The organism is Fibrella musci, from assembly GCF_041321105.1.
Taxonomy (GTDB): domain Bacteria; phylum Bacteroidota; class Bacteroidia; order Cytophagales; family Spirosomataceae; genus Fibrella; species Fibrella musci.
On sequence record NZ_JBGGWD010000007.1, the window covers coordinates 220953 to 234247 of the forward strand.

Consider the following 13295-nt stretch of genomic DNA (forward strand, 5'->3'; position numbering starts at 1 on the left):
AATAGCAGAGCTTATGTGTGAATGAAGGACTGTCTTTCTAAAAAATAGTCACACGAAGAAATGAAATCGCGTAGTAATCTGATCTAATACACATATAGTTTATAGTCATCGATTTACTATACGGCGACAAAACCATAAGGATCGCTACCGCCTCCTTCTGATCGTCTGTTTACGCTGATCCCGGATAGCTTTCATTTCCTTCATCAACTTTTCGCGTTCGAACTGTTCCTTACCCTGCCGTATAGCATGGACATAGTCGCTCGCTGTGTTGCTGCCTTGCGCTTGCAGAAGTTTATTCAATAGCTCTGGTTCGTGCGCCGCCAATTGATAGCCGTGGTTATACCCCTTCAGGTATTGCGGTGATGGTTCCTCTTCGTCAGTCATGGCTCTAGAAGGTGTCTTTGGCGTGGCGGTTCAAATAGGCGTTGATCGAATCTGTGTCGTATAGAATAAGCTTCTTTTCGGGTTGGGAGAACCGGATACTGCCTTCGTCACGAAGCTTCTGCAATGTCGTTTTGCTTTGAATGCGTAAGCGCTGCATCGCTTCACTACCGGAAATCCATTTATCCTCGCTGACCGTTTGCTTTTGCTGGACCCGTTCAAGTACCTTGTCGATCAGAGCATAAAAAGCTTCATCGTGCAGACAGATAACTTCCATTGTCTTTTCAAGCTTACATAGACGATACGCCTGAAAAAGCAAAAATGGCCGCCTGTCTATCTGTTTAAAACCCATGTTTTCAAACGCATCAGTAAGCGGCCTTGACTATAAAAGCATCATTCCATCTGCAAGACGGCATCCAACGCGTCATCGGCTGTCTTGTTGATAAAGTTGCTTTGATACCCAATCGTTGTCGTGATGTTGGAATGGCGGTAGAGCTTCTGCAACATCTGAACGGGTATCTTGTCGCCGGAGATGTTGCCAAACGTATGCCGGGCGATATGCAGCGTTACAGGCTTGGTAATACCGGCGCGTTGGGCGATGCCCGCCAGCGCCGTATTCAACCGTTTAACGGCGTAGGAAATCTTTCGTTGAACGTGGTAGGCGTCGCCGATGTCATCCAGCACTTTCAATTCAGGGAAGATGAGGTCATGCGTTCGGGGCTGGTTTATATATTGATCGAGCAGGCGCACGACTTTGTCCGGTGTTTTCAACGAGCCCGCCTTGTTGTTTTTGCCCATCGTGTAATGCATCCGGTCGTCTTGGAAATCAGCCCACTTCATCCGCAACACGTCGGATACCCGCATCCCCGCGAAATAGAAGGAAACCAGCCAGATGGTACGGGCGTGGTTCAGGTAGTCATTATCAGACAGGTCAATCTGTTCGAGCTTTTTCACCTCGTCCGGTACGAGACCGATTTTAATCGAATCTGGAAATTTGATGGCGATTTTGCCCTTGCCGAATGGATAGTGTTTGGGATCGACCAGACTACCGGCTATAGCCTGGTTATAGATCGTTCGGATCACGATCAGGTGATTGATGATCGTCCGTTCGCTGATCTTCCGTTCGCCTTTCAGGTAGGCTCTAAACCGGTTTAAGAGGGGCACGTCGATTTCAGGGAAGGTAATGTCGGCACCACGTAAAAACTCGCGGAAGTGCTTGACGCGCACCGCATCTGTTTTCACCCGGTTGTACTTCCCTTCGTTTCGCATGTTATCCAGGATAGCATCCGCCTGGGCGAAAAAGGAATTAGCCGTTTTCCGTTTCACCTTCTTACGAATAGCCCCCATCGACACCTCCTTCACCTGGGCCTGCAGATCCAGCAACTCATCACTGAGTTCCGTACGCTTTTTCAGAATCAGGTTGTTCAGCCGGGCGGAGTTGAGATGGCTCCGTTTCACTTTCTGGGCAAGCGCGTCCCAGTCCGCCGCCGTGAGGTTATAGCCCAGATGGACATGCGTCGTTTTGCGATCGTTGACAATCCGGATTGCCAACGGATAGGTATTGTCTTTGTTGGGTTTGTTGAGGCGGATGACCGCCTTGATGGAAGAGGCCATAGAAATTGCGCATGCCGGTGTTTGGGTAAACATACGCAATTGGGCAAACATAGGGCAAACATTTGGTGGTTTTTTATCAACCAACCTGTTTTATTATTATCTATAAAACACTGATAATCAGAGTATATTAATCCATATTGAACCAGATTAAACCATATCGAATAGAATTCATAACCCTAAGGTCGGCAGTTCGATCCTGCTCCCCGCTACAAGTTTCGCCCCATGTTTGTCAGGGGCTTTTTTTTTGCCCGCTGCCATTCCCCCTGCGTTGCACACGGCTCCCCACGACCGTTATGCCCCTGTCCATATTCTTGACTACATGGTGGGTAAAGAGCCAAGGTCATACCATACCTGGTTTCGGGCAGGAAACGTCGGGTCAACACGATCAACTCTGGCATTATCATGCCCCATTGGCCTACGATGAGTTGACCGGGCCACGCGGCGAGGGCTACCGGCGTAATGGTAGCCTGTTGGTTAAAAGAACTGGCCCCAACGGCTGAGGCAGCCTAGCCATTTCTAAACATACCCAGCTAATAGCTAATATATTATCCCTTACTCATATCGTTATTGGCCTGGACATAGCGATCGACGACCCTCTTCGTCCCTTAACAATTAGCGGGTAAGTCGTTAAAAGGGAAATAACCTCTAACGACTTACCCGCTGACCAAGGCGCCTGATACACGCCGAGTTTTATTCCTCCGCTGTGGGCAGCGCTGTAGGCGCATTCAGCAACGGACCGTATAGCAACGCATTGATTAACAAGCGTGACGTACCGTGCCAGTAAGACCGAAACGTTGGATTATCGGCAAACAGCACCACCCGACCCTGTCCTTCAGGACTGACGACGACCGCCGCCGAGTTGCTGATTTTCTTCAGGTTGTCTTTTGACACGTACCCACTCACGAACGGTGTGGCGGTATACTTTACTACCGTGTTATACGGGCTGCTTCCCGATTTCAGGTACGTTGTTCCGTTGCGGAAAACAAACAGCCTACGGTCAGTCAACCCGAAACCAAGTGGATGGGTAACGTCTACGTCGGCCGTGTAGATCGAACCGGCCACGGCGCGAGTACCTTCCCGCTCACGTACCCGTTCAAAATCAACTCGTTCTGCGGCTTTAGTCGTATCGGGTTTGTTGGTAGTCAACAGGTTCTCGCGCACCAGCCCCTGGCGAATGGCCCATTCCGACGCCGTTTTCGTCGTGATGAGCGTACCGCCGTTCTCTACCCAGCTTTTCAATCTTCCGACCGTATTCTTATCGATCGAATTGTATTGACCACCCACTAGCACGACGGTATTGTAGCGGCTCCAGTCGGCTCGGGCCAGACTACTGAGATCAAGCTTGGTGACGGGTAGCTGAAGGTGCTCACTCGTCAGAAACCAGACTTCGCCGGCCTCAGACGGGTTCACGCCCGGCCCCACCACCAGGGCTACTTCCGGCTTGCGGAGGCTTCGGATGTTATTACTACCCAGATCGATACCCTGCGCACTGAATCCCGTCGACACGCCTGTAAAGGTCACTCCGGCCTGCCCCCCAATGGCCGCTACCAGTCGATATAACGAATCGGGCGCCTGCTTTTGGCCAGCTACCGGCACCACAATGGAGCCATAGCTATAGTCGGTGTTTCCAGTTGTTCGGGGTAGCGACTGCGCGCCCGATCCGGTCTGTGCAGTTGGTGACTGAATCCGAAACGGCTTGAACGATACCTTGGTTAACACCCCGGCCTGCTGCAACCGCGACACAGCCTGTGCCGTATGGTAATCGGCTCCACTGACCACGTAGGCGACCGGCGAAGAGCCACCCGCCACACCGCCGGTAACGGTTGGTAGGCTTTTGACCAGCTCCCCTTTCACCAGCGACGTTTCTTTCAGCTTGGCATATGGCAGGCCATACCCATGCACCAGCGACCAGCCCGTCACATCATAAAAAACGCTGTCGTGGAAAGCGGTGACCTCCTCAAACAGCGAGTGTACCAGCCGGTAGTGCGGCTGTGCGGTTGGCACCACATAGGCCGCCCCCGGCACGAATGATCTACCGCCCGCCTGCGCAGCCTGTTGCAGGGCATAAAACTGGATGTTGTGTTGCAACAGTACATCAGCAAACCGCCGGGTCAGGTTGGGATCGGTGGCGGCCCCAAATACATAGGCTTTGGTAGGGAACTTAGCCGCATCCGTCAACGCCGACGCAAAGAAATCGCGCTGGTGTTTCAGGTATAGTTCTTTCTCTTCAACGGCCCCCTGCACGGCAGCCAAACCGGTGCGCAGGTGGTTGCGGATGGTGAACGGAAACGTGACCGTGCCGTTGCTCCCCTCTTGTGCCAGCCCCCGCGAGCTGCCCACCTCAAACGTAACGCCGACCCCGCCCGTAAAGTCTGGGTACGTTGAGCCGTAGATGGGCGAGAGGTTATCGAACTGTTCTTTGGTCCAGTAGAGCGAGCCAACGCCGTCGAGCGCGCGGGCGAAATACCGGGCCAGCCGCACGTTCAGCACATCGTAGGTAGCGCGGGGAATCAGGTCGTTTTCGGTGCTGAACGGCTTCGACGGCTCAAAATAGTAGGTGCTGCTGGTACCCATCTCGTGAAAGTCGATCATGACATTAGGGAGCCACTCATGATGAAACTTCATGCGGTTGCGGCTCTCTACGTGCGCCAGCGGCAGCCAGTCCCGGTTGAGGTCGTTGAGGTAATGGTTATACCGCCCGTTGGGCCAGCCTTCGTTATGCTCACGGTCGGCGGGGTCGGTTACGGCCGGAAACGACTTGTGCTGATTGAACCACTGCGTAGCCCGGTCCCGACCGTCGGGGTTTTCGGCAGGGTCGATCGTAACCACGGCTTCGGATAGCCAGCGTGTTACCTCGGCGTTGGTCGAGGCGGTCAGGTAATAGGCCGTGAGCATGGCGGCTTCGCTGCTCGAGCTTTCATTGCCATGTACGGTATAAGCCAGATGTACGACCACGGGTAGTTTGGCGTAATCGGGCGCGGGCGCTTTGGGGTCAGCCAACGTCAGGTGCTGCTGCCGCAACTGCGTGAGGTTGCGCTGGTTGGCGGCCGACGTGAAAAACGCAATCACCTGCGGCCGTTCTTCATACGTTTTCCCGATGGACTGCAAACTGACTTTATCCGATAGGCGGTCGAGTTCTTTCAGGTAATCAACGATACGGTCGTAGCGTGTAAAATGAGAACCTACGGGGTAACCCAGAAATTGCTCCGGCGTAGGAATAGCCGGGTCGAACCCAGCCTTTTCGTCGGGGAAATAGTAGCTGGTTTGCGCCTGTACGCGCGACGCCATACCCCACAACACCAGCAGGGTGAAGCAACCTAACAATCGGTATTTCATTGTCGTATTCTGTTTTTGGCTTAAAAGGGACGAATTAATCAATGAAGTAGTCTTGGCCGGGCAAGGCTACGCCAGCACCCGAATGACCGATTCGGAAAAGCGTTCCATTTCTTCCAGCTGCGGGCTGCATTGCAACAGCAGAAAATCAACGCCAACGGCCTCAAACTGGGCCACCCGCGACGCTACCTGATCGGGCGTACCCGCCAGACCGGAACGCAGGCCACGGTTGGAAACGGAGTAATCTTCCAGCGACGGCTTTTTTTCCAACTGCGTACCGGCCAGCCATTGCTGGTAGTTTTTATAGCCCGCCGCCGAGCCGTTGACGTTCGTGATTCGTTCGATTTCCCGTTTCACCTCGGCTTCCGTATTTCGCACAATCGAGTAGGCCGCCACACCGAATTTCATGGGTGGCAGGTCGGGCCGGAGCCGCTCACGCCGGTGGCGAAGATCCGCAATGCGCCGCCCGATGCCTTCCGGGTCATCGCCGTGCATCACGTACCCATCGCATTGGGCGGCAATCAGGTTTTTAGCGGCTTCCGATTCCCCCCCGGCGTAGATGAACGGGCGGGGCTGCGCGATCGGTTTGGGTTGCAGGATGCTATCCTCAACGCGGTAGTATTTGCCCTCAAACGAGAAATGGTCCCGCTTCCAGAGGTTGTCGACTACGTGCAGCCACTCCGCCGTGCGGGCGTAGCGGTCGTCATGCTGCTCAAAATGCACCCCGTACTTGCGGGCCTCGTCCTGCCACCACGACGAGACCACGTTCAGCGTAAGGCGCCCCCCGCTGATATGGTCGATATTGGCGGCCTGCTTAGCCAGCAGGGCCGGTTGGTGAAACGTAGGGCGAACGGCGACCATCAATTCGATGCGCTCCGTAACGGCTGCCAGCGCGGCCGCCGTAGACCAGGCGTCGAGCGACGGGGCGTCTTCCCCTTTGATGTCGTTGAGATTCAGTTCCGCAATAAGCGTCAGGTCGTAGCCCCAATCTTCTGACTGGCGGGCTAAGTTTTTAACATACGACCAGTCGGGGCGCATCTGTTCGTCGTCGACGTTGCGAAGCCAGCCGCCAAAAACGGGGAGCCAATAGCCAAATTTCATGGAGCGTACGTATGTTTAAACGAAGCGATGGTATCGGCCTGCTGTTCTGAGCCAGCCTGCAGGTACGTCTGGAGTTGTGTTTCGAGGTAATCGACAAAGCGGGCATATGGGTCGAACCCCACCACATTAATGGCATCGGCCACGAAGTTTGACAGCGCGTTGATGTCGTAGTACAGCACCGATCCCGTCTCGTCCGAGATCAGGTACTCCACCCCACCCACGTCGATCTGAGCGGCTTTCGCAATACGCTCGACGTCGGCAATGATGGCCTTGGGGGGCGTGTAGGCTTCTACCTGAATGCCTTTCTTGGGGGCTTCGGTGAGGCAGAACTCAGCGGAAGGCGCTTCGGGAATGGCGCAAATTTCGGCGGGGCACAGGTTGAAGCTCTGCCCAGTGGTGAAGACCTTCATGGCATACAGAAACCGGCCGTTCAGCGTCTCGACTCGCACGATATGCCCGCCACGGGGTTGCACAAACTCCTGCACCAGCGCTGTCTGGTCGATACCCAAATCGATCTGACCAGCCTCTACGGCAGCCTGTAACCCCTCCGGCGTATCGAACCGGACAATCCCTGCCCCTGCCCCACCGATGTTGACCTTCACGACCAACGGGAAGAGCAGTTGAGCCGCCGCCAGCGGTATCTGTGACACGTGATTCACCACGCGGCTTTTCGGAAAAGCCAGTCCCAGTTGGGCCAGTAGCGAAAGCTGGCGCGCCTTGTTGGTTTCGATGCTGGTAGCAACCGTTCCGTTGATGACGCGCACCCCAAGGCGTTCCAGATGGGTCAGGTAGCCCGCCGTATGGAAAATGCCCTGCCCATTACCCCGCAGGTAGGCAGACGAGCTCATCCGGTTCACAACCAGGCTGTACGGGCTAACCGCCTCCGACGGGTCGTATTGATGATGCGCCGCGTCGATGCGTTCGTAGGGAATCCCCCGCCGATCCAGCTCGGCAAACAGGGGCTTAAACCACTCCGGGTGTTCGTAATAAATACCAATGGGCTGGGCTACGCCTGTTTTTTGTTGACTACTCATGTTATTGGGGTGAAAAACTGTTCAATACCCCGGATTCTGCTCCAGATCGGGGTCGGCGGCAATATCGTTGAATGGAATGGGGAATAGCCACTTTCGCGCGTCAGTAATGCCCAGCATGGCCCCGGCGCGACTGGTACGGACCAGATCGAACCAGCGATGGGCTTCGAAAGCAAATTCAACACGCCGCTCGTCTTCGATCGCCAGCAACGCAGCCTCGGCCGTGGTAGCCGTCGCCGCTGGCACACCGGCCCGGCTGCGCACCGCATTCAGGTCGGTCAGCGCATCAGCCAGTTTACCCTGGCGCGCTCTGGCTTCCGCCCGGATCAGGTAGACTTCGGCGATACGGATAATGTAGGCCGGGTCGTCGCGCTGGGCTGCCCGGTTGTAGAGATTGCCGTACACAAAATCGGTCGAGCCAACCCGCACGGTAGCCAGCAGGGCGCCGCCGCGGTTGCCTCCGGCGCTGGCGTTGTTAGCGAGCGTTACGAGTTCTGGCGTGGGTTGCAGGGTATACTGCCCGCCCAGTGCACTCGGATACCAGTTGTTCCACTGGTTATTCTGGTCGGCAATGCTGTAGGTCAGTTCCAGCACCGATTCCGTACTCCCGAACGGCGCCGCCGAAAAGGCCCGGTATGGAGTAACTAAGCGGTAATTGGTGCTACCCAACACCTGCGTGGCGTAGGTTTCGGCTTCGGCCCACTGTTGGCGATACAGGTGTAACCGCGCCCGAAGCGCACGCGCCGTGTTTTTGGTAGCCCGGTTGCGGGTGGCGGCATCGGGCAGTAGCCGTTCGGCTTCGGTCAGGTCGGCCAGCACCTGATCATAGGTTTGTACCAGGGTACTGCGCCGGATACCCCGGCCGTCGGCCGCCGAACGGGTGGGCTTCAGCACCAGCGGCACGCCCCCCCAGCCCCGGGCCAGATCGAAATAAGCCAGCGACCGGATGAAATAGGCTTCACCCAGCAACTGGTTTTTCTCGGCAGTCGGCAGCAGTGGGTCGGTAAGGTCAGGCAGGGCCGCCAGCACGTTATTGGCCGAATTGATCGTTTGGTACAGTTGCGTCCAGGTGTCGGTGATAATGACGTTATCGGCACTCAGCGCATTCTGGTCGAGCTGGTTAAACTGGTTGAGCGTACCGTTGAAGCGGACGTTATCGCCGGGCAGATACCCCAGCACCGGGTAATTCAACTGGTAGTAATTCTGTACCTGGCTATACGTACCCAGCAGCGCCGCGCGGGCGCTACCGGCATCGGTAATGGCCCGATTATCGGGCAGTTGCTGGAACGGTTGCACGTCGAGGGTATTGCACGACGCCAATGCAACCAACAGGAAGAGGTAAGCAAATGCTTTCATGAACTAGCAGAAATAAGTTATAGGCCAATGGTCAAGCCGACCTGTAGTGTACGGGGTTGCGGCACGGTGGCCCAGTCGAAGTTTTTGGTATTGGCGACGCCGCTTTGTGAGTTCACTTCGGGATCGAGCCCCGAGTAAGGCGTCAGCGTGAAGAGGTTGGTCGCCTGCACATAAGCCCGCACCGACGCAAGCCCCAGCCGACTCACGACGGGCTGCGGCACGGTATAGCCCAGCGACAGCGTACGGAGCCGCACAAACGATCCGTCTTCGAGATAGCGGTCGCTCAGGTTCTGCACAATGCCCCCGTAGTTATTGTTGTTGGGGTTGGTAGTAAGGCGGGGAACGGTCGTCACGTCGCCGTCCCGCTGCCAGCGGTCAAGCTGCTCGGGGAAGTAGCCGATGTTCCGCTGTGTGCCGCCATGCACCAGAAAAAACCGGTTCATGTTCATGATTTTTGCGCCCTGCTCGAAATACAGGTTCAGCCCCAGATCAAACCCTTTGTAGGTGAGCGTATTGGTGAATCCGCCGAAGAAATTAGGCCAGGCGTTGCCCACCAATCGCCGGTCGGCCACGGTCAGCGCACCATCGCCGTTCACGTCCTGGTATTCGGCATCACCGGTTTGGGGATTCACCCGAGTCTGATGGTACAGCCAGAACGAATAGAGTGGTGCACCTTCTTCGAGCCGGAAAATATCGCGGGAGCCGGTGGTAATGGGGGCCGCGAGCGTTTCGATCCGGTTGATGTTGCGCGACAGGTTGAACGTGCTGCTCCACGTAAAATCAGCCCGGTTGAACCAGTTACCAGTCAGCAGGATTTCGACGCCCCGGTTGCTGACCGCCCCAAAATTCTGCACCACCGAGCTGTAGCCCAGCTTACGCGGTACAGGTACGTTCAACAGCAGGCCGTAGGTGTATTTGTCGTAGTAATTGAGTTCCACAAACAGGCGCCGTTTCAGCACCGCCACGTCCAGACCAACGTTCCACTGACGGGTCGTCTCCCAACTCAAGTCCGAATTGGCCAGTTGGAGCGGAGCCGTGCCGGGCAGATCGAGGTAGTTGGCCCCACCCTGCCAGAGCCCCAGCGAGGCAAAATCGCTAATGCCGGCCTGATTGCCGGTAAGCCCCCAGCTTGCCCGGAGTTTTAGCTCATCGAACGTGTTCAGGTCGCGCACAAACGACTCTTCGGATAACCGCCAGCCCAACCCGACCGATGGGAAATAACCCCACCGCCGCGACACCCCAAACCGGCTCGACGCATCGGCCCGTAGGCTGGCATCGAGCGAGTAGCGGTCACGGAAGCTATAATTGGCCTTACCAAAAAACGATAGTAATCCAGCCTGGGAGCGGGTTGAGGAACCCGTTTGTGTAGCCGAAGAAGCAATCGTTTGCAGATCATTTGACGGAAACTGCTGCCCGCTAAGCGTGGTCCGCTGGAAGGTGTTTTGCTGAATCGTGTTGCCCAGCAGCACCTGCACCGAATGCCGGTCGGCGAAGGTCTGGCGATAAGTCAGCACCTGTTCGTTCAGCAACGTAATATCGCGCGACAAAAACGACGTGGCCGTACCGCGCGGTTGCCCGGCCAGCAGCAGCGTGTTATTGTAGTTGTTCTCATACATGTCGTTGAAGTCGATGCTCCAGCTACTCCGCAAGCTGAGCGTCGGCAACAGGTCATAGACCCCAAACACGTTACTGATAATGCGCGATCCGACGGCGTTGTTGTTCAGGTTTTGAATCAGCGCCAGGTGGTTGTCGAAGTTACCATATTTGGCATACGACCCGTCGGTATTGAAAACGGGCAGGTTTGAGCGCGGATACAGCGCCGAGTTAATCACGCCCGCCGGGTTGTTGTCGTTACTGCTCACATTCCGGATCGTTCGGGCCAGAGCGGTGCTGGTACCCAGCCGGAACCGGTCATTCACGCGGTTGTCTACATTGACCCGAAGGCTATACCGCTCGAAGTTGGACGGCCGCACAATCGACTCCTGCCGGAAGTAACCCCCGCCCACATAAAACTGGGTTTTGTCGTTGCCACCCGACGCCGAAAGCTCGTAATTGCTCGTGCGGGCCGTGCGAAACAGGTCGCTGATCCGGTCGTAGGTGGGTTGTTCTTCGGGCAGGCCCAGCCCCCCGCTGGCCACCGACCGATAGGGTACCTGAGCGGAGCTGCCACCGTCGTTGATAAAGCGCTCGTTTTCCAGTTGGGCCAGTTGGGGGCCGTTGACCAGCGAAAACACTTTCGCCGCCCGCGACCAACCCTGATAGGTATCGAAGGTGAGCCGCGTCTTACCCGCTTTGCCCCGTTTTGTCGTGATGAGCACCACGCCGTTGGCCCCGCGTGAGCCATAAATAGCCGTTGCATTGGCATCTTTCAGAATCTCGATGCTCTCGATATCGGCGGGGTTCAGATCGGCGACCGGGTTGGAAGGCACCTGATTCCCCAGCCCGGTCGCTACCAGATTGGTGTTGTTGATGAACACCCCATCCACCACATACAGGGGGTCGTTACCCGCGTTGACCGAGTTGGTACCACGTACCCGAATAAAGATGCCGCCCCCAGGTACGCCCGAATTGGCCTGCACCTGCACGCCCGACGCTCGCCCTTGCAGCAATTGGTCGGGGCTAGCCACGGGAATGGTTTTGAGATCGGCCCCTTTTACCGTTGAGATGGCGCTGGTCAGCGACTTTCGGCTTTGCTCGCCATACCCCGTAATGACCACCTCGGAGAGCTGCCGCACGTCGGGCTGCAAGGTAAGAGTCAGCGTCGCCCCTACGGGGTTGATCTCCTGGGTAACGTACCCAATAGCGCTGACAATTAGGGTTGGATTCGTACCGGATAACGTGAGAACAAACCGCCCTTCGGCATTTGTCGTCGTTCCCTGATTGGTGCCTTTGAGGGCAATGGTCACACCGGGTAAAGTTTCCCCGTCGGCCGTTTGTACGATGCCCGAAACCGTCGCGGTCTGTGCCAGCAAACCGCGACTCAGTAGCAGTAAAACCACTACCAGTTGATAAAACTTGTGCATTCTTTTGTGTTGGTTACGTGAAAAATGAGCGACCCGACGAATCGGTGGCCCGACGGATCGGTGGCCAGCCCCTTGCTTAGTACCCGCCAACATGGTTGCCGCCCTGTTGGCTGGTATCGACGCCACCCGGCCCTTTGCCGAAGACCAGATGGAGGTAATTGTTTCTACCGCTAATGAGCAGGTAGTTTATTTACCGCCATGAGCGGTTTCTGTTGCCAACGGCTCGTTCCGAAGCAGCTTGTCAATCGTCTGGTTGAACTCCGCCACGTATTCGTCGTAATACGTACCTGTAGCCGGACCGGTGTAGCCCGTATGGATCTGCGCAACATTTCCCTGCCGATCCAGAATGATGGTCGTGGGGAAGGCCAGCACTTTGTTGAGGGCAGGCAGGGCGTCAGACGCTATTTTCTTGTCGGCAAGGCCCGAGAACAGAATGTCATACTGCACGTCGTAGCGGTTGATGAGCCGGGACAGGGCCGTTTTGGCGAAAGCCAGGTCATTTTTGCGCTCGAACGCCAGCCCGATCACTTCGACGCCCCGTTGCCGGTTGGCTTTGTACCAGGGAGCCAGAAAGGCGGTTTCATCGATGCAGTTGGGGCACCAGCTCCCTAAAATCGTCACAATGACCACTTTATCCTTGTATTTGGCGTCGGTCAGCGACACCGGTTTTCCGTTCAGATCCGGGAAAGTAAAGTCCAGTTTCTTGTAGCCGGGCTTCAGGTACGTCAGGCTGTAGAGGTCGGGCAGCTTGGCCGCGGCATTCTTAACCCCTGTTGCCGGAGAGGCGCCCCGCACGTACCGAAACTCGCCTGTCAGTTTGCCATCCGAGCCGATCTCGCCCTGAAAAACGGCCGGCGACGCCCCCGAAAACGCAGACAAGGCAAACCGATTCCCCGTTACATGTCCGTCGAGGTAGCGATAGTCGCCCGTGGTTGTCAGGATAGTACCCGTTACGCGGCTCCCCTGTTGCGAGAATACCCCGACTGTCTGGTTAACGTCGGCCGGATTACCCGCCGACCGCTGAATCCCAATCTCCCATTTGCCAGCCAGGCTAACCGTGGGGGCCGCCCCCTGCTCATAGCGGTCGGTACGACCAAACTCGGCGGTGACCGGAATCGGTTGCCCCGCCCCGGCCCGGTAAATCCCCGTTAGGCGTTTACCCTCCCGTTTGAAGCGGAGTGTCGCGTCGTAGAGCGGAATGGCAATAAACACCGAGTCACCCTGTTGTTGAATACCCGGCAGTGCTTCCCGCTCACCCGCGTTGAGCAGGTAGGCCGTCGTGCCTTTTACCGCAAAGTTGAATGGCACCTTGCCGGAAGCCGTTTGGAATTCGCCCCGATACGGGCCATCCGGCAGCGGAGCAACCGACTGCGCTGATACCCCGGACGAGACCCCGATCAGGCCAGCCAACAACAGACTTGTCGGCCGAAAACGCGTTGATTTAGTATACATAGCA

General features: G+C 56.4%; 9 protein-coding genes. All 9 read right to left on the reverse strand.

Annotated features, from left to right (window positions below; all coding sequences use genetic code 11):
* Positions 1 to 144 precede the first annotated feature (144 nt).
* The 9 genes from ACAW74_RS22935 to ACAW74_RS22975 all read right to left on the reverse strand — a co-directional run bounded on the left by ACAW74_RS22935 (position 145) and on the right by ACAW74_RS22975 (position 13291).
* Positions 145 to 384 (reverse strand): hypothetical protein, encoded by a 240-nt coding sequence (locus tag ACAW74_RS22935; RefSeq protein ID WP_370700580.1) that lies wholly within the window; start codon positions 382 to 384, stop codon positions 145 to 147.
* Positions 385 to 388: 4 nt separating this feature from the next.
* Positions 389 to 733, reverse strand: coding sequence for a DNA-binding protein (locus ACAW74_RS22940; protein ID WP_370700581.1), 345 nt, complete (start codon positions 731 to 733; stop codon positions 389 to 391).
* A 41-nt stretch (positions 734 to 774) separates the two neighbouring features.
* Positions 775 to 1995 (reverse strand): phage integrase SAM-like domain-containing protein, encoded by a 1221-nt coding sequence (locus ACAW74_RS22945; RefSeq protein ID WP_370700582.1) that lies wholly within the window; start codon positions 1993 to 1995, stop codon positions 775 to 777.
* 690 nt (positions 1996 to 2685) lie between these two features.
* A complete protein-coding gene (locus ACAW74_RS22950) occupies positions 2686 to 5331 on the reverse strand; it encodes a M14 family zinc carboxypeptidase (protein ID WP_370700583.1) in 2646 nt (881 codons plus the stop codon).
* A 66-nt stretch (positions 5332 to 5397) separates the two neighbouring features.
* Positions 5398 to 6429, reverse strand: a complete 1032-nt coding sequence (locus ACAW74_RS22955; protein WP_370700584.1) for an LLM class flavin-dependent oxidoreductase — start codon at positions 6427 to 6429, stop codon at positions 5398 to 5400.
* Positions 6426 to 7463: an ATP-grasp domain-containing protein gene (locus ACAW74_RS22960; RefSeq protein WP_370700585.1), complete on the reverse strand. Its 1038-nt coding sequence runs from the start codon at positions 7461 to 7463 to the stop codon at positions 6426 to 6428. The genes ACAW74_RS22955 and ACAW74_RS22960 overlap by 4 nt, the downstream gene beginning before the upstream one ends.
* A 21-nt stretch (positions 7464 to 7484) precedes the next feature.
* Positions 7485 to 8816 carry a RagB/SusD family nutrient uptake outer membrane protein gene (locus tag ACAW74_RS22965; protein WP_370700586.1) on the reverse strand — a complete coding sequence of 444 codons (1332 nt, stop codon included), beginning with the start codon at positions 8814 to 8816 and terminating at the stop codon, positions 7485 to 7487.
* A gap of 17 nt (positions 8817 to 8833) precedes the next feature.
* The gene (locus ACAW74_RS22970; protein WP_370700587.1) at positions 8834 to 11839 is read right to left on the reverse strand and encodes a SusC/RagA family TonB-linked outer membrane protein; all 3006 of its coding nucleotides are present in this window, start codon (positions 11837 to 11839) and stop codon (positions 8834 to 8836) included.
* A gap of 186 nt (positions 11840 to 12025) precedes the next feature.
* Positions 12026 to 13291 carry a peroxiredoxin family protein gene (locus ACAW74_RS22975; RefSeq protein WP_370700588.1) on the reverse strand — a complete coding sequence of 422 codons (1266 nt, stop codon included), beginning with the start codon at positions 13289 to 13291 and terminating at the stop codon, positions 12026 to 12028.
* Positions 13292 to 13295 lie beyond the last annotated feature (4 nt).